Source organism: Rhodococcus sp. JS3073 (assembly GCF_026810085.1).
Lineage (GTDB): Bacteria > Actinomycetota > Actinomycetes > Mycobacteriales > Mycobacteriaceae > Rhodococcus_F > Rhodococcus_F wratislaviensis.
The window spans coordinates 6,954,435-6,970,008 of sequence record NZ_CP113951.1; the positions used below are offsets into that span (position 1 = coordinate 6,954,435).

General features: G+C 64.1%; 21 protein-coding genes and 1 tRNA gene. 12 read left to right on the forward strand and 10 right to left on the reverse strand.

Features of this window, described 5'->3' with window-relative positions:
* The first annotated feature begins 20 nt into the window (after positions 1-20).
* The 11 genes from OYT95_RS31605 (at position 21) to OYT95_RS31650 (ending at position 6,866) form a co-directional block, all read left to right on the forward strand.
* Positions 21-224, forward strand: coding sequence for a hypothetical protein (locus OYT95_RS31605; RefSeq protein WP_268790017.1), 204 nt, complete (start codon positions 21-23; stop codon positions 222-224).
* Positions 224-1,006 carry a hypothetical protein gene (locus OYT95_RS31610; RefSeq protein ID WP_268790018.1) on the forward strand — a complete coding sequence of 261 codons (783 nt, stop codon included), beginning with the start codon at positions 224-226 and terminating at the stop codon, positions 1,004-1,006. Before OYT95_RS31605 ends, OYT95_RS31610 begins: the two co-directional genes overlap by 1 nt.
* A 612-nt stretch (positions 1,007-1,618) precedes the next feature.
* Complete coding sequence (locus tag OYT95_RS31615; protein ID WP_268790019.1) at positions 1,619-1,804, forward strand: helix-turn-helix transcriptional regulator; 186 nt, start codon at positions 1,619-1,621, stop codon at positions 1,802-1,804.
* Positions 1,801-2,283, forward strand: a complete 483-nt coding sequence (locus OYT95_RS31620; RefSeq protein WP_268790020.1) for a hypothetical protein — start codon at positions 1,801-1,803, stop codon at positions 2,281-2,283. Before OYT95_RS31615 ends, OYT95_RS31620 begins: the two co-directional genes overlap by 4 nt.
* 28 nt (positions 2,284-2,311) lie before the next feature.
* On the forward strand, positions 2,312-2,602 hold the full coding sequence (locus tag OYT95_RS44750; RefSeq protein WP_442972528.1) for a WhiB family transcriptional regulator: 291 nt from the start codon (positions 2,312-2,314) through the stop codon (positions 2,600-2,602).
* A gap of 63 nt (positions 2,603-2,665) precedes the next feature.
* Positions 2,666-2,929 (forward strand): hypothetical protein, encoded by a 264-nt coding sequence (locus OYT95_RS31625; RefSeq protein ID WP_268790021.1) that lies wholly within the window; start codon positions 2,666-2,668, stop codon positions 2,927-2,929.
* 180 nt (positions 2,930-3,109) lie between these two features.
* Positions 3,110-3,283 carry a hypothetical protein gene (locus OYT95_RS31630; RefSeq protein WP_268790022.1) on the forward strand — a complete coding sequence of 58 codons (174 nt, stop codon included), beginning with the start codon at positions 3,110-3,112 and terminating at the stop codon, positions 3,281-3,283.
* A gap of 157 nt (positions 3,284-3,440) precedes the next feature.
* Entirely contained in the window at positions 3,441-4,250 is an 810-nt protein-coding gene (locus OYT95_RS31635; protein WP_268790023.1) for a hypothetical protein, read from the forward strand.
* Between the two features lie 191 nt (positions 4,251-4,441).
* Positions 4,442-4,606 carry a hypothetical protein gene (locus OYT95_RS31640; protein ID WP_268790024.1) on the forward strand — a complete coding sequence of 55 codons (165 nt, stop codon included), beginning with the start codon at positions 4,442-4,444 and terminating at the stop codon, positions 4,604-4,606.
* A gap of 1,239 nt (positions 4,607-5,845) precedes the next feature.
* Entirely contained in the window at positions 5,846-6,280 is a 435-nt protein-coding gene (locus OYT95_RS31645) for a hypothetical protein (RefSeq protein ID WP_268790025.1), read from the forward strand.
* Between the two features lie 361 nt (positions 6,281-6,641).
* A complete protein-coding gene (locus OYT95_RS31650; RefSeq protein ID WP_268790026.1) occupies positions 6,642-6,866 on the forward strand; it encodes a hypothetical protein in 225 nt (74 codons plus the stop codon).
* A gap of 49 nt (positions 6,867-6,915) precedes the next feature.
* Here the strand turns inward: OYT95_RS31650 and OYT95_RS31655 are convergent, their stop codons facing one another.
* The 7 genes from OYT95_RS31655 to orn all read right to left on the reverse strand — a co-directional run bounded on the left by OYT95_RS31655 (position 6,916) and on the right by orn (position 10,265).
* Positions 6,916-7,842, reverse strand: a complete 927-nt coding sequence (locus OYT95_RS31655) for a hypothetical protein (RefSeq protein WP_268790027.1) — start codon at positions 7,840-7,842, stop codon at positions 6,916-6,918.
* Positions 7,843-7,963: 121 nt separating this feature from the next.
* On the reverse strand, positions 7,964-8,158 hold the full coding sequence (locus OYT95_RS31660) for a helix-turn-helix domain-containing protein (RefSeq protein WP_268790028.1): 195 nt from the start codon (positions 8,156-8,158) through the stop codon (positions 7,964-7,966).
* A complete protein-coding gene (locus OYT95_RS31665) occupies positions 8,155-8,361 on the reverse strand; it encodes a hypothetical protein (RefSeq protein ID WP_268790029.1) in 207 nt (68 codons plus the stop codon). The genes OYT95_RS31660 and OYT95_RS31665 overlap by 4 nt, the downstream gene beginning before the upstream one ends.
* A gap of 103 nt (positions 8,362-8,464) precedes the next feature.
* Complete coding sequence (locus OYT95_RS31670; RefSeq protein WP_268790030.1) at positions 8,465-8,605, reverse strand: hypothetical protein; 141 nt, start codon at positions 8,603-8,605, stop codon at positions 8,465-8,467.
* A 408-nt stretch (positions 8,606-9,013) separates the two neighbouring features.
* On the reverse strand, positions 9,014-9,208 hold the full coding sequence (locus OYT95_RS31675; protein WP_268790031.1) for a hypothetical protein: 195 nt from the start codon (positions 9,206-9,208) through the stop codon (positions 9,014-9,016).
* A 296-nt stretch (positions 9,209-9,504) separates the two neighbouring features.
* Positions 9,505-9,580 (reverse strand) — tRNA-His (locus OYT95_RS31680).
* A gap of 85 nt (positions 9,581-9,665) precedes the next feature.
* Positions 9,666-10,265 (reverse strand): oligoribonuclease, encoded by a 600-nt coding sequence (gene orn / locus OYT95_RS31685; protein WP_112300652.1) that lies wholly within the window; start codon positions 10,263-10,265, stop codon positions 9,666-9,668.
* 85 nt (positions 10,266-10,350) lie between these two features.
* Here orn and OYT95_RS31690 point away from each other — a divergent pair, with 85 nt between their 5' ends.
* Entirely contained in the window at positions 10,351-12,087 is a 1,737-nt protein-coding gene (locus tag OYT95_RS31690; protein ID WP_268790032.1) for a helicase HerA-like domain-containing protein, read from the forward strand.
* A gap of 63 nt (positions 12,088-12,150) precedes the next feature.
* Here the strand turns inward: OYT95_RS31690 and cmrA are convergent, their stop codons facing one another.
* Genes cmrA through OYT95_RS31705 form a run of 3 tightly spaced genes read right to left on the reverse strand, consistent with a single transcriptional unit; the run spans position 12,151 to position 15,544 of the window.
* Positions 12,151-12,954: a mycolate reductase gene (gene cmrA, locus OYT95_RS31695; protein ID WP_037236396.1), complete on the reverse strand. Its 804-nt coding sequence runs from the start codon at positions 12,952-12,954 to the stop codon at positions 12,151-12,153.
* A gap of 18 nt (positions 12,955-12,972) precedes the next feature.
* Entirely contained in the window at positions 12,973-14,997 is a 2,025-nt protein-coding gene (locus OYT95_RS31700) for an NADPH-dependent 2,4-dienoyl-CoA reductase (protein ID WP_268790033.1), read from the reverse strand.
* A gap of 13 nt (positions 14,998-15,010) precedes the next feature.
* Positions 15,011-15,544, reverse strand: a complete 534-nt coding sequence (locus tag OYT95_RS31705; protein WP_039950873.1) for a PadR family transcriptional regulator — start codon at positions 15,542-15,544, stop codon at positions 15,011-15,013.
* Between the last annotated feature and the right edge of the window lie 30 nt (positions 15,545-15,574).

Consider the following 15,574-nt stretch of genomic DNA (forward strand, 5'->3'; position numbering starts at 1 on the left):
CTGGGCCGGGACCAGGACCAATGAAGACGACTCGGCACAGTGACCCCCGGTACCGCGCGATGCGGTGCGTCGGCCCGGATGACGCAATGGAGGCGATGCTCGAGGCGTCCGGGCTGTGGGTGGCATTCGAGAATGCGGGACCAACGAGCGGGCATCAGTCGTGGAAGTCGGACAAGCAGCAGCAGGTGTACGAGCAGGCGCAGGATGAGGGAAGGCTGTTCTGATGACGGGTAACAACGAACTGCGGTACCACGGTGTCGCATACGCAGAACAGGGCTTGTACATGTCCGCACCGATGGAACTGGCCCGTGATGGCAATCTCTCACAGGCTGCACGATCGGTTGCGCTTTACATGTGGAGCCACGACGCGTCATACCGCAGCCTGTCTCTGAAGTCGGTTGCTGACGCTCTGGGAGGCACGAGTCAGAGCACTGTCCGCACGGCGCTGGCCCATCTCGAAGACTGTGGGTGGTTGATCCGTCAACCGCTTGTGACAGCCTCCAAGCGACAGCCCTTCAGATACATCTTCCACATGCAACGGGAACGGCGGTTCACTGCCGAGGAGCGGAAAGCGTTCAGTGCCGAAATAGTGATCGCGAAGAAGAGCGCTGGGACCGGAATCGGGGGGAGTCAGAATCGAGAGGCGGAGGGGAGTCAAAATCGAGAGGCGGAGGGGAGTCAATTTCTGGACCCCAGAGAAGTGCAGGGAGAAGTTCAAAGAGAAGTGCATCCCCTACCCCTAAACGCTGAAGTTCCGCGTGACCTCAGGTCACGCAGCGGCGAAAGCCGTAGCTCTTCCCTGAGTGAAGAACCTTGCATGTCGCTGATGAAGGCACTTGATGATGGTCCTGCTCTTGGCAGGGCAATTCTCCGACGCTCCGAAGAATGGGGTATCGATGACCGTGAGATTCTGAGTGACCTCGTCAGCCGGTACGAGAACGATGGAGAACACACAATTACTGAATGGGTGACGCTACTCAATTCGCTCGAGCCGTCGCCTGTGTAGTGATCAAATGGGAGGCTGGAGGGGGCACAGCCCCTCCCCCTTCCCGATTTGGCTATTCCCAGGGTCAAACTAAAGAGCGACCGCCCTTCGGGCTATCAACGCTTCGCGTCGATGGATATCTCTGACAACTGGAGAATTTGCTGGGTGGTTGTTCGCCGCTGCTGATGAATTCAGAAAAGATGGCTGTGGAGGCGGGAGTGGTGAGTCCCTGGTGGTTGATCAGCCGCCGCTGCTGGCTTAGACCCGAACCGTCTGGCTGGTCATGACCGTCTGACTCCAGTTCGTCTCCGGGCCAGTTTCTTAAAGGCAGTGTTCCGCGCCCGGCTCGCCGTCAAAAAGTGCTGCAATACCGCACTTTTCCGAAGACCGGCTGAGAGCGTTTCTGCGACTTGTTAGAGTCGCGAATGCCCAATCACTCTAGGGTTGTCCTGAAGATCGATCGTGGGCGATTCTGGGGGGCGATACGGTTGCCTGACTCCGTTCCCCGGCGACTGATAAAAACCCCGGTTCCGTGAAATTTACCGCCCAGGAACGGGAAGCGGAAAAGGTCGAACCACTCCCGTCTGGGATTATCTATGTATATCCGGATCGAGTTCACGAACTCTCCGACGCATGCCCCAATCGAAGGATTTTCCCATGCCGCTAATCACACTGCGCGAAGCCGCCGAACGCACAGGCTTCACCACCGACCACCTGCGTAAGCGCGTCCACGCTGGAGAACTCACTGGCTTTCGGCGTGGCAAGCGATTGATCCTCGTTGACTCCGACGAGATCGATGCACTCACCTCGAGGTTGTGACCGACCAGTGGGCCACCGATGAATGGCTGCACGTCGATCATGCCGTCAAGTTCTCCGGGCTGAGCGCACTACGCCTACGGGACCTCCGGTTAGCGGGTGCCATCCAGGGCCGGAAAGCGCGCGGAAGTTGGTGGTTCTCACGTCAATCGATCCACGCATACCAGGAACTGCTCACTCATCGACGCAAGGACGGTTACTACGGGCAGGCGCACCCGTTGCGGCCGAAAGGCTGGCAGCTGATGCAACAGACGCCAGCGCTACCGGCGAAGGAGATAGCCGCCAAGCTGCGAGTGACCTCAGCCTGTGTCGTCAACTGGCAGATTCAGCTGCTGCACCATTACGGCACCGAACACTTGTGGGCAAACAACACTGACCTGCAACTTGCCGAACGCTTCGCTATGTCACCGGGCACTGTTGCCCGCGCGCGCGAATGGTGGTCGCGGAAGGCCGTGGAAAGGACAGTTCTTGGCCAACCATAGGTGGATCACAGCCGCCAAGTGCCGAAAAATGGACCCGCGACTGTTTGAGGTCGAAAACCTACCGGCAGGCCGCGAAGTCGAGGAAGCGCACCGACTGTGTTCCGGCTGCCCCGTCATCGCGGAATGCGCCACCGACGCACTGAAGCCCGCGAACGTCTCGCTGATGCTACGCAACTACTTCGACTCCGGGGACTTGCCCGAATACGACGACCTGGTCTCCATCGCTGACGGGGTTGTCCGTGCTGGGGTGCCCTGTGATCCGAGATTCGCTGGGCAAGAACTTCCACCAGCCCCACCAGAGCAGCAATTGCTGTACTGACTTCTACCACTCCCACGCCTTCGGGCGGTTCATCCGCCATGCGCGGAGAAGGAGCACCATGACATGCCATCTTCACCGAAAATCTCCATACCCGTGTCGGGCAACTTCCCTGACCTGATTGTCCGCACATCCACCCGAGAAGGCGTTGACGGCGTACTCATCCGCCAGGGCGACCAGTGGGTGTGGGTCGATGTCGAGTCGTATGACCGGCTGGTCTCGATGACCGACGCGCTGATAGAGGACGACCAGGAAGAGCTGGGGAGGCTCGGAAAGCTGTACCGGCATCAACTTCCACCTGCGACGACACCAGCGAAGAGGTGCCACTGACATGGATGCTTCCACACCACTACCCCTCACCGTCGAGCCGTCGCCTCGCGACAAGAGGGGTGCCCGAATCACTCTCGGTCGCCTCTACCTTGACCTCCCGAGAACACAGCTGCGGGAAGTCGCTGACGCGCTGCACGATCTCGCGGACCGCAATGAGGCGGCGCAGTGATCGTGCCGTCCGTGACTGGTGTCCGCACTGAGTTGCGGATGGTGCACCTGCCCCGGCTGGGGCACTGTGTGCGCATCCACCAGGGCTCCGGGCGCACCGTGCACCTGCCCGTTGACGCCGCTTACGCGGTGATCGATGCAGTTGCGGACGGCCTCGACAACCTCGAGAAGCGGGGAAGCGGATGAGGATCAACGCCCGCAACTTCACGCCACTCATCAGACGTTCGGGTGTGCACACCCTCGAGCTTCACCTTGACGGCGTCCGCTACCGGCTGACTGATACCGAAGCCCGGACGCTAGCTACAGATCTCTTCAAACTCGTTGACCCGCAGAAGGATTGAATATGGACGACCACTTCACAGTGCCTACCCGCATCATGGACACACTTATCGACGCCCAGGACATCGCCACCGCGATGCACGAACTCGAACTTCTCGACAGCAACGAGTCCGACACCGTGAACGTACACATCGAACGAGCCCACGCCGCAGAACAAGCCGCGAGGGAAGCTGGAGCGGCCTTCACTGCGGCACGGCGACAGATCGGAATCGACGTTGCAGAAGGCAAAACCAAGCCAGGCGACATCGCCGAGGAAACGCTCAAGCTGGCAGACCCCAGCAACGTTTACAGGGCAGCCGAAGCCGCCTACACGGAATCGGCGCGACGCGCCTACCGGGCCGCGCTCGTCAACGCTGACCGCGCACCTGACGTTCTCAATGCCCGACTCGCCCACCTCGCCGAACGAGCCTCCGAACTCGCGCCTCAGCTGGTCGGCATCACCACAGCCGACGGTGCCCTCGCCGCCGGCCGGGGCGAGGCATGGCTCGAGGTTGCAGACCTGAAGGCCACCCACTCGCGCCTCCGTGAGATCGCTCATATCCTTCGTGAAGCGGGAGTGATGGAGAAGCAGAAGCCGGGGGCGGGCGGTGTCCACTGGCAGTTCCGCGCCGACCCGAAGCAGACCGAAATCGGCGTGCGTGCGGATTGGCGTACGCCCGTGAACAATCTTCCTGACGGTGGTCGGCTGCGGTTCCTGGCCGAGATGAGCGCGGAACCGTACACGCCCGCAACCGAGGCTGAAGCCGAGGAAGTCAGGCGGGCGCACGATACGGCGGCTGTGGTGCGGCAGGCTGAACGGCATGGTCGGGCATGATCCACAACGCGCGGCTGCTCGCGGCTGTCGCTGAAGTAGAGCGCGCACACGACCCTGACCACCGGAACCCCGTACCCGAACCCCGGCCCCTGCGTGGGTCTACTCGCGAACGGGTTGAGCGTGCCGTACGGGAAGCTGAGGACCGTCTCGCAATCGCCGCCAACGGGCCAGCCCTGCCAACCCCCGAAGAGGTGCAGGCAGACCGCCAACGCGAAGAGCATGAGCGTTGGATTGCCGACAATCCCGAAGCTGCTCGCGAGGACCCGAACCTCACCGACTACTACACGAAGCTCGAGCGTGACCGCTGGCGGGAGCGGCAGACGTTCCGGGACGACGTGATCGAACGTCAACCCTAGAACCAATCGAATCGAGCGCCGCCAAACGGGTCTTGGCGGTCGCTCACAACCCCCGGCATGGTGCCACCCACCCCATGCCGGGGGTTCGTTCTTTCAGGAGAGAAGGTCACATATGGCGATGATGACGAAGCACTGCCGCCGCTGCGGCGAGACTCAACCTGCGGACGCATTCGCCCCTGACCGTCGCGCGAAATCGGGACTCCGGTCCTGGTGCCGGGACTGCGAGAGGGAGTCTCGGCGGCAATACCGGGCAGCCAACCCTGAACCACATCGTGCACGGAATCGGGCACGGTATCGAGCCGCCCATCCACTCCCACCCCCGAAGCCCCCGAAGGAACTTCCAGCAGCGAAAGGCTGCACCCGATGCGGTACACGCAAGGGCATTGGCGAGTTCGGATCGGACGGCAAGGGGGGCGGGCGTGCACAGTGCCTAGAATGCCACGCTCGGAGCGCCCGCGAACGGTATCACCGGAAGCGCGACACGCCGACACGACCTGCGGAAACGTCGTGACAAGGGTTTCCGCAAAGTGGAAACCCCGGGGTATTGTCCAACCCAGATGACCAACCGGCCCTGAGAGCCCCTGCGAGCGGTTGAAATCGAACAGGTGTGCGATTCTTCATCCCTCCTGGGATTAGGCGGCAGAAGTCCCGTGAGCTGGCCTTACGGCCATTTCGCAGCGCCATTTCGGCAGAGGGAGAAAAGGTCGCTGGTGGTCGGAATAGACCGCTATACCTTCTTGGGGTACCCCCCCTCCCCTCTACCACCCGGGGGTATCTGAGGCTGGGTGCTTGGTGGTGTTCGTGCCCGTACTCCTGGAGGGTGCTCGTGCTGAGTGCGTCGAGTTCGTCGTCCGACATGAGGTCGCTCGCAGGATTTGCGGTTGGCTGGTACTTCTTGCCGTCAGTCCCCGTGACCGGCTGAGCTGTATCACTTGGTACACCTGCGTCCAGCACCCGCTTGACGGTTCCGTAGCCGTCACCGGTTGCTGATGCGATAGCCCTGATGCTCAGTCCCGACTCCCGAAGGGACGCAACCAACGTGCGCGACTCGGACGTCTGCAAGTACGCGCTGAACTGCGGCGATGCGCGCTGTCGTTGTTGCGTTGCGTCGTCATTTCGCGTTGCAGTTCGGTGTTGCGTCGTTGCGCGTGGTCGTTGCGGGCCGTAGGTGCTGCCCGTGTTCCCCCCATGCCCTAGCCCCTGCCCCCCTCGGTGGGGCTGGCCTGCGTGAGTTGGTGAATGAAGTTGTTGAAGTGGAGCAAGGCGAAGCGTGAGCTGACAGTTCAGGCGCTGTTGGATAGCTGGATGAACCATCGGTTCCCGTTGGATGTGCACCCTGCCGAGTGGTGGCTTGAGCGCTTCCGGGCGCTGGGGTACTCGAGCGATGGTCGGGTGGGCGAGAAGCTGAGGCCGGCGGGCAGCCTGGTGTTGTGCCGGGGTGCTGTTGAGTCAGCCCGGCACGGGCTGTCCTGGACACCTGATCTTGCCCTGGGGCGCTGGTTCGCTGAACGCTGCGGGGGAGAAGTCTGGGTCGCGGAGTTCGCTCCTGAGCGACTGCTCGCGCATCTCGGTCCGCGCTGGGGCGACCAGCAGGTGGAGGGGGGCACCGAATACCTCGCAGACCCGACCGGGCTGACGTTGGTTCGGCTCGAGGACATTCCGATTACTGAGTGATGGAGTACTGAGATGGATAGCTTTTGCGTGCACGGGGTTAGCCGTGGTCAAGCGATGGCAAGGGCGATGCTGGAGGGCGGCGAACTCATTGGGTCGTGTGACGGCGGGCCGGGGTGCACATCCGATCACGGCGGCGGCGAGAAGCCCGGAGGGGATGTGCCGAAGCTCAGAGATGGCGGTCCGGTGACGAGGACGGTGTTCAACCGGGTGACACAACCGGTTTGGGAGGTTGCCTCACGGACAGCGCCGGAGGTGCTGTTGCCGACCGTGACGGCCGCGACCCTGGGTGATGGACTGGTGGAGGGCGGCTGAGCCCACAGGTTAAGCGGAGTTGTCACCCTTGCCCGTTACCCTCTGCGGCATGAAGGATGACTACACGATTGCTTGGTCCTGGCTCACGCCCGAACAACAGGCGGCGTTGCGCCAGAATCCGGCAGGTCCCGTGCCTCCGGGGTTGGTTCCACGACTTCAGCAGATTGGTTTGCTGGGAGTGGGCACCCAGTACAAGACTCATCGGGTGACAGGGGAGCGGCGCGCCTACTTGCCCCCTGATCTGGTGTCGTTCATCGAAGCCCAGCCGGTCTGACCAAGCGCCCCACCTATCCAATGCGGACGGGTGGGGCGCTTTTCGTATATCAGCGGTAGCGTGCAGCCCATTCAGTGATCGTCGGTTGCAGTCTCTCCGGGTACAGGCGTTCGCGTGGTTCCGCGCTGTCCGGGTTCTGTGCCTGCGCTTCGTAGAGCGCTACAGCGACCTCGGCCATGTTGACGGCTGCGGCAAGGCTATCCGCCACCATTGCATACGCATCGCGTTCATCTTGGACGTACTCGATAGCCCACTGGAGGCCGTGCACCATGCTCGACGCAATCGAGTAGAAGCCCTTCGCGATCGTGTGGAAGTGAACCTTCGAGAGTTCGTTGTCATCGTGGACAGGGGTGTTCTCGCCCACCCATTCGGCTGCCTCGTGCACGAGAGATGTGTATCCAGGAAGTCTCTTCGGGCCTAGTGCCCGGACCAACTGCTGCCGCCGTGCAACATCATCCGTGTGTGTTTGGAAGCTGGTGTGCCGTTCGGGTGACATCACTTGAACTCCCGTGTCATGGGCGGTCAGTTCAATTGTGTGATAGTTCGACTGCTCATACAGTTCGCTCGCGGCTAGGGACAGGCACCGAGCGTGCCGCACGTCGGGATCGGTGTTGCTCAGGACCCAGACGGTCCGGGCGGCGGACTCCAGGGCTGCGCGTGTCAGCGTGACGAGCGACGAGAAGCGCCGCTTGGGTGAGTCGTTCCATCCTCTGATGATGTACTCGGCGGTGGCCAGGTTCTCGGCAGCGTTCATCGCTGGAAAGAGGGCAATCTCGCTCATAAGTGCAGGCGAGATGTCTTCGGAGAACCGAGCGTCAGCGATCGCGAGGGGGCTTCCTGGCTGTGGCAGTTGGGGAGTCACCGCCCACTTGTGAAGTGCTTCGCCGCGCTTCATTCGCTGTTCGATTCGGCCCGCGATTCCGAGAAGTGAACCGACGTGCGTGATGCTGTCCAGCAGTTGCTCAAGGTGGTTCACGGTTCTCCATTCAGTTGGGGGCACTTATCGTGGCAGACCCTGCCGACAACCTTCGCAAACGAGAGCGCGCCCCACCTGGTCTGATGCCGGGTGGGGCGCTTTCGTCGTGTCTGGAGTTCTCTCAGGTGCCGTCCATGAACTTGTGAACGTCTTCTGGCTTGAACCGCCAATCCCGACCGTTCGGCTGGGTTCCCTTCAAACCCTTGGGCCGCTTGCTCTTCTTCGTCTGGGCGTACTTCACGGCGTGCCTACGGATCGTCTCTTCGCAGAATCCGGTGATTTCAGCGACTTGGCGGGTGGAGAGGTAGGTGGTCATGCCGCCTCACGCGCTGTTGATGCAGTGAGTTGCTGGAGGATGCCGGAGGCGAGCAGTTCGCGCAGGCTGTCAACTGACATGGCGATTTCGGTCCGGGCCTCGCACGCGTCGGTGCCGTCTACCTCAATCCAGATGGTGCCTTCGGCGCGCTCGACTGTGACCTCTGTGCCGTTGCTGGTGGTGGTGCGGATGATGCTGTTCATGTTCATGGCCTTCGTGGGTGATTGTTGGACTGATTGTGGCAGACGTGGGGTGTGATGCGTTGTGCTGCACCATGTATCGCGTGATACATACGGGCGTATTGAATTACCTTTTCGCCGATGTGGTGATCAGTGCCTTCTTCCAGCCCCTCGGTGGTGGCCAGCTGACGCCCCACTCGGCCAACTGTTCGCGGGTCCATCCGCCGTTTTCGGTTCGGGCTGCCTCTATCTCGGCTTCGGTGGGCATGTTGTGTCGTCCTCTACATTCTTCTGGGTAGGCAACTACCCACGGTGGCTATGAAAGTGGCTCAGAATCGTTCTCAGGGCTCGCACAGTGCTCGGTTTCGTTCTACAGCGAACGGACACCCTGCGGGTGGCAGAAGCTTGATCCCCGTCCCCACAGCTGCCCGGTAGCCATGCCCCGATATACCGTCTCGGCCAACACTTGTAGCCGACTGTCGGTGAGGGCAGCCGGTTGTGCTGGACCTGTTCGACGGCGTGCACTCCATGCGATCAGGTGCCCCGTGCCGTTCACGGGGACTAGGGATGGATCACGGATGCGGTCGGTTTACGTCGGACTCGCACAGATAGCGACGAGTGGGCGACGTGGTGGCCTGCGGGTACCGAAACGGTCCGAGCACCACCACGGATCCTGTCAGGAGAGTCGGGCGGTGATGATCTGGACTTCGCGGTCGCTGAGGACGGGGACAAGCCGGTAACAGGTCACGCAGAATCCGTGCTGTTCGGCTGCGTGCTCGAGTTCGCCAAGGGTGAGCCCTGCGGCGTTGATTACGTCATCGGCAGTGACGCTGAGGTGTTCGGCTACGTCGCTGACGCTGTGGAGGCTCACGACGCGTACCAGCCGAGCGCAAGGCACAGCTTCAGGACGCCACAGGTTCCGGCGTAGGTGGTAAGGATGACGGCTGCGGCGGCGGCATAGTCACGCACGCGGGACAACGTGTCAGGGGGTGCAGATACACTGCGTACAGGCTTCATGCGGGTCTTCTCCGTATGGGCTCAGACCCTCGTCAGGTGCTGGACACACCTACGGGGGTCGAACTATTTACGGAGGTCGCCCCGGTGCACATCGGGTGCACGCGGGGCTTTCGACCCTTCGTCTGTCAGAGGAAAAATGCCCTCTGACCTTGGGGTGAGTGACGGGACTCGAACCCGCGACAGCCAGGATCACAACCTGGTGCTCTACCAACTGAACTACACTCACCATGTGCTTCAGGCACCGCCCGGGGGCAGTAACTTCGGCGAGGAAGATACTAGCGCGTCCGGTGCCCGAGAAGCCAATCGGTATCTCAGGCGGGCCCGAGTTCCTCGACAACTGCGGCGATGTCGCTGGTAGACGGTCCGGGCTCGGGCACGAACGCCGTCCTCCGGTAGTACTTCAGCTCCCGGATCGACTCCTTGATGTCGGCCAGGGCGCGGTGGGCGAGACCTTTTTCGGGCTGACCGAAGTAGATCCGCGGGTACCAGCGCCGGGACAACTCCTTGATGGAGCTCACGTCGATCATCCGGTAGTGCAGGTAGGTGTCGAGGTCCGGCATGTCGCGGGCGATGAATCCGCGGTCGGTTGCGATCGAGTTGCCTGCGAGCGGCGCCGTCCCGGCGACCGGCACGTGCTCGCGGATGTAGGCGAGCACCTGCTGCTCGGCCTCGGCGAGAGTGACCGTGGACTTCCGGACCTCGTCGGTCAGCCCCGAGTTCTCGTGCATCGTGGTCACCACGTCGGGCATGGCCGCGAGCGCGTCGTCGTCGGCGTGGATGACGATGTCGACACCCTCACCGAGCACGTTCAGCTCGCTGTCCGTGACCAGAGCTGCGATCTCGATCAGCTTGTCGGTACCGAGCCGGAGCCCGGTCATTTCACAGTCGATCCACACAAGTTTGTCCTGCACCAGGAACACAGTAGTCACGTGGGTCACGGGATAAGGTCTGCGGTGGACACTTTCTCCCGACGTGCGTGATCCGAGGAGGGCTTGGATGACCCAGCAATCGCAGGACGGCGGCGCGACCTCGACCCCGGCGGAACGGGCGGCGGCCGCGAGGGCGGCAGCTGCGGAAGCGGCCAGGATCGCGGCGGAGGCCGCGGCAGCGGCAGAGGCGGCGGAGCAGGAAGCCCGGGACGCGGAGGCTGCGGAGAACCGTGCTCCCGCAGGCGTCGCCGGCCCCTCTGGTGCCGCCGCGGACGTCGCGGCCGGATACTCCTCGGAGGGTGCGGCACTGGAGCTGGGCACCGTGGTTCTCGACGGCGCCGTGGATCGGACGGCCCGGGTGCGTATCCCCCTCGCGACGGTCAACCGGCACGGACTCGTCGCCGGCGCCACCGGGACGGGAAAGACGAAGACGCTGCAGGGTATTGCCGAGCAGTTGTCGGCTGCAGGGGTTCCCGTGGTGATGGCCGACGTGAAGGGTGACCTGTCGGGCCTGTCACAGCCGGGTGAGGCGGGCGACAAGATCACGGCCCGAGCGGCCGAGACGGGTGACGACGGGTGGCGGCCGGCAGGGTCCCCGGTCGAATTCCTCTCGCTGGGAACGGAAGGCCTGGGCATTCCCGTCCGCGCGACCATCACGGCGTTCGGGCCGATCCTGCTCGCCAAGGTTCTCGGGCTCAACGAGACTCAGGAATCCACGCTGGGGCTGATCTTCCACTGGGCGGACGTTCAGGGGCTCGCCCTGCTCGACCTGAAGGATCTGCGATCGGTCATCGCGCATCTCACCAGCGACGAGGGCAAGGCCGATCTGAAGGGCATCGGAGGCGTGTCCCCGGCCACCGCCGGTGTGATCCTCAGGGCCCTCGTCAATCTCGAAGCCGACGGCGGCGACACGTTCTTCGGGGAACCGGAGCTCGAGACCGAGGACCTGCTCCGGGTGATCGACGGCAAGGGCGTGATCACGTTGTTCGAGTTGGGCGCGCAGGCCGCGCGTCCGGCGTTGTTCTCCACCTTCCTGATGTGGGTGCTGGCCGACCTGTTCCAGACGTTGCCCGAGGAAGGTGATCTCGACAAACCCAAGCTCGTCTTCATCTTCGACGAGGCGCACCTGCTCTTCGCGGACGCGTCGAAGGCGTTCCTGCAGCAGGTGGAACAGACCGTGAAGCTCATCCGCTCCAAGGGCGTCGGGGTCTTCTTCTGCACCCAGTTGCCGACGGACGTCCCGAATGCGGTGCTGTCGCAGCTCGGCGCGCGAATTCAGCACGCGCTGCGCGCCTTCACCCCCGACGACCAGAAGGCGCTGACAAAAACGGTACGGACGTACCCGACCACCGAGAACTACGACCTCGAGAAGGCTCTCACCTCACTGGGGATCGGTGAGGCGATCGTCACGGTCCTGTCGGAACGGGGCGCGCCGACGCCGGTGGCGTGGACGCGGATTCGGCCTCCCCGCTCGCTGATGGACACCATCGGCAACGACGCGATCACGGCGGCGTCGTCGTCGAGCCCCTTGTCGGGCAAGTACCGGCAGACCGTCGACCGGGAATCGGCGTACGAGAAGCTGACGGCGAAGGTCGCCGGAGCGCCGGCCTCGGAACCGGGCCTCGACCTGCCCCCGCTGCCCGAGCTGCCGCCACCCCCGTCTGCACGACCGGAGGGTCCGAACATGGCCGAGCAGATTCTCGGGAACTCCGCGGTGAAGAGTTTCCTCCGCTCGGCCGCGTCGGCCGCCGGACGCGAGATCTCCCGCAGCATCTTCGGGACGGGTAAACGTCGCAGGCGCTAGAAACGCTGGGCGAATGTACCTTTCAGTGCCCCGGCAGGGGTGAACGGTACATTCACCCGGGGGTCATCCGCCCAGCTTCTTGTAGAACGTTCCGACGATCGGGGCGACCACCGCACGCGGGCTGTACTGCCCGGCAACGGACATCGCCTTACTGATGATGCCGGGCACGACGCGCATCTTGTTGTCGGCCAGACCGTCGAGCGACACCTTGGCGGTGTATTCGCTGGAGATCCACAGGAAGTCGGGTACCAGCCTGTCCACGATCGACGCGTCCGCCGGATCGGGCTCCTCGGTGCGGACCGGGCCGGGTGCGAGCAGCGTGACGTTCACTCCCGTCCCCTTGAGTTCGCCGCGCAGCGACTCGGAGAACGTGTTGACGAACGCCTTGCTGGCCGCATAGGTGGCGTTGTGGGGGATGGGCATGTTGCCTGCCGCGGACCCGACCATGAGGATGGCGCCGGACTTGCGCTCGAGCATCCCGGGCAACACCGCGAGGGTCAGGTCGTGCACGGCAACGGCGTTGAGTTCCACCTGGGCTCGCTCGTACGCGGGATCGAGTCCGGCGACGGGGCCGAACGTGGCGATGCCCGCGTTGTTGCACAGGACGCTGATCTCGCGTCCGGCCAGTTCGGCGACGAGGGTGGCCCGCGCGTCGCGATCCGACAGGTCGCACGCGCGTACGTCGACCTCGACGCCGAACTTGTCACGCAGGGTCCCGGCGAGTGACTCCATCACCTCGCCGCGACGCGCGACGAGGATCAGGGAGTGTCCCCGGGAGGCCAGATCGGTGGCCAGCGCCTCGCCGATTCCGGACGAGGCGCCGGTCACGACGGCGCGGGCACTGGGAGTGGGGTTCGGCAAGCTCACGGTCAGCAGCGTAGTGCGTCAGATGCGAGCCGCGAGCCGGGTGCCCTGCTCGATGGCGCGCTTGGCGTCGAGCTCGGCTGCGACGTCGGCGCCGCCGATGACGTGGGTGGTGACGCCGGCGACGGTCAGTTCGTCGACGAGGTCACGCACCGATTCCTGACCTGCGCAGATCACGACGTTGTCGACGGCGAGGGTGCGGGGCTTCTCGCGCTTGGCGCCGAACGTGATGTGCAGGCCGTCGTCGTCGATGCGCTCGTAGTTGACCCCGGACAGTTCCTGCACACCCTTGTTCTTCAGCGCTGCCCGGTGAACCCAGCCCGTGGTCTTCGCGAGTCCGGCGCCGATCCGGCCGCTCTTGCGCTGCAGCAGGTACACCTCACGCGGCGACGGTTCGGGAATGGGTGTGGTGAGGGCGCCCGCCGCCGCCTCGGGATCGGTGACACCCCACTCCTGCTTCCACTCCTTCAGGTCGAGCGTCGGGGAGTGCTCGTGGGTGAGGAACTCGCTGACGTCGACGCCGATCCCGCCGGCTCCGATCACCGCGACCGACTGCCCGACGGGCTTGCCGCCCCGCACGACCTCCGGATACGTGAGCACCTTCGGGTGGTCGATGCCCGGAATGGACGGCACGCGCGGCGTCACCCCGGTCGCGACGATCACCTCGTCGTATTCGCCGACCAGCTCCGTCGCGGTGACGCGGCGGTCGAGCCGGACGGCGACACCGGCGAGCGGAAGCTGGCGGTTGTAGTACCGGATCGTCTCCGCGAACTCCTCCTTGCCGGGAATCTTGCGGGCGATGCCGAACTGGCCGCCGATCTCCGAATCCGCCTCGAACAGGGTCACCGAGTGGCCGCGCTGTGCGAGGCCGAGCGCCGCGGACAGTCCGGCGGGCCCGGCGCCGACGACGGCGACGCGCTTCGCGGCCCGGGTGGGGGAGAGTGTCAGTTCCGTCTCCCGGCCCGCACGGGGATTCAGCAGGCACGACACGTGCTTGCGGACGAAGGCGTGGTCGAGGCAGGCCTGGTTGCACGCGATGCATGTGTTGATCTCGTCGGGGGTGCCCGCTTCGGCTTTGCGCACCCAGTCGGGATCGGCGAGCATCGGGCGCGCCATCGAGATGAGCTGCGCGTCACCGCGGGTCAGGATTTCCTCGGCGACCTCCGGCATGTTGATCCGGTTCGACGCGGCCACGGGGATGCCCACGTGCTTCTCGAGCTTGCCGGTGATGTCGGCGAACGCGGCCCGCGGCACCGACGTCACGATCGTGGGAACACGGGATTCGTGCCAGCCGATGTCGGTGTTGATGATGGTCGCTCCCGCGGCCTCCACTTCCTGTGCCAGCGCGACGATCTCGTCCCACGTCTGACCGCCCTCGACGAGGTCGGCCATCGACAGGCGGAAGATGATGATGAAGTTCGGGCCCACCGCCTTGCGAGTGCGGCGGACGATCTCGACGGCCATCCGCCTGCGGTTCTCGGGAGTGCCGCCCCAGTTGTCGGTGCGCTTGTTGGTGCGCTCGCACAGGAACTGGTTGATGAAGTAGCCTTCGCCGCCCATGATCTCGACGCCGTCGTAGTTCGCCTTCTGCGCGAGCCGGGCGCAGCGGACGAAGTTGCGGATCTGCCAGCGCACGCCGCGGCCGGTGAGTTTGCGGGGCCGGAACGGGTTGATCGGGGCCTTGATCGACGAGGCGGAGACGCTGAACGGCTGGTAGCTGTACCGGCCGGCGTGCAGGATCTGCAGGGCGATCTTGCCGCCCTCGTCGTGCACCGCCTTCGTGATCGCGCGGTGCCTGCGGGCCTCGACACGGTTGGTGAGCTTGGCGCCGAACGGCAGCAGCCAGCCCGTTCGGTTGGGCGCGTATCCGCCGGTGACGATCAGCGCGACACCTCCGCGGGCACGCTCGGCGAAGTACTCGGCCAGACGGGGAACGTCCTTGGCGCGATCCTCGAGCCCGGTGTGGATGGAGCCCATGATCACCCGGTTCTTCAGCGTCGTGAAACCGAGGTCGAGGGGAGCGAGGAGCTGAGGGAACTGAGTCATTGGCGGCGTGTCCTTACTGTGCGAGCGCGTCGAGTACTTCTTGGCACCAGTCGGCGAACCCCTCTTCGACGCGGATTCCGCCGCGCAGGACGAGGTACTGGTGCAGGGCTGCGCCGGAGAGCTGGTCCGGTGCGGGAAAGTCGCGTTTTTCGATCATGCGGTAGACCTCGAGCCGGGCGGCGTGGCCGTCGCGGTGGCGAGCGACCTCGGCGGTGAGTGCGGCGATGTCACCGTGCTGAGCGGCGCGGATCTTCACTGCCAGCTCGTTGCGCAGGTGGTTGGGCTCGGTAGGTTCGGCGATCCAGCGCTCGAGTTCCGCGCGCCCGGCCGCGCTGACCCGGTACACCTTCTTGTCGGGCCGGCCGTCCTGCGCCACGACCTCGGCGTCGACCCATCCGGACTCGTCCATGCGTTTGAGGACGCGGTAGATCTGCTGGTGGGTGGCGCTCTGGAAGAAGCCGATGGATTTGTCGAACCGGCGCGCCAATTCGTACCCCGAGCCGGAGTGCTCGGTGAGGGAGACGAGGAGCGCATGTTCGAGTGCCACGAACCGAAGTATGTATGCAACGAGGTGCGT

Bases quoted from the DNA above. Each gene is read 5' to 3' on its own strand.
- OYT95_RS44750 (WP_442972528.1), top strand. From the start codon at position 2,312: ATGGACCCGCGACTGTTTGAGGTCGAAAACCTACCGGCAGGCCGCGAA.
- OYT95_RS31665 (WP_268790029.1), bottom strand. From the start codon at position 8,361: ATGAACAGCATCATCCGCACCACCACCAGCAACGGCACAGAGGTCACA.
- OYT95_RS31615 (WP_268790019.1), top strand. From the start codon at position 1,619: ATGCCCCAATCGAAGGATTTTCCCATGCCGCTAATCACACTGCGCGAA.
- OYT95_RS31645 (WP_268790025.1), top strand. From the start codon at position 5,846: ATGAAGTTGTTGAAGTGGAGCAAGGCGAAGCGTGAGCTGACAGTTCAG.
- OYT95_RS31660 (WP_268790028.1), bottom strand. From the start codon at position 8,158: ATGACCACCTACCTCTCCACCCGCCAAGTCGCTGAAATCACCGGATTC.
- OYT95_RS31690 (WP_268790032.1), top strand. From the start codon at position 10,351: ATGACCCAGCAATCGCAGGACGGCGGCGCGACCTCGACCCCGGCGGAA.
- OYT95_RS31700 (WP_268790033.1), bottom strand. From the start codon at position 14,997: ATGACTCAGTTCCCTCAGCTCCTCGCTCCCCTCGACCTCGGTTTCACG.
- OYT95_RS31635 (WP_268790023.1), top strand. From the start codon at position 3,441: ATGGACGACCACTTCACAGTGCCTACCCGCATCATGGACACACTTATC.
- OYT95_RS31625 (WP_268790021.1), top strand. From the start codon at position 2,666: ATGCCATCTTCACCGAAAATCTCCATACCCGTGTCGGGCAACTTCCCT.
- OYT95_RS31605 (WP_268790017.1), top strand. From the start codon at position 21: ATGAAGACGACTCGGCACAGTGACCCCCGGTACCGCGCGATGCGGTGC.
- OYT95_RS31610 (WP_268790018.1), top strand. From the start codon at position 224: ATGACGGGTAACAACGAACTGCGGTACCACGGTGTCGCATACGCAGAA.
- OYT95_RS31670 (WP_268790030.1), bottom strand. From the start codon at position 8,605: ATGCCCACCGAAGCCGAGATAGAGGCAGCCCGAACCGAAAACGGCGGA.
- OYT95_RS31650 (WP_268790026.1), top strand. From the start codon at position 6,642: ATGAAGGATGACTACACGATTGCTTGGTCCTGGCTCACGCCCGAACAA.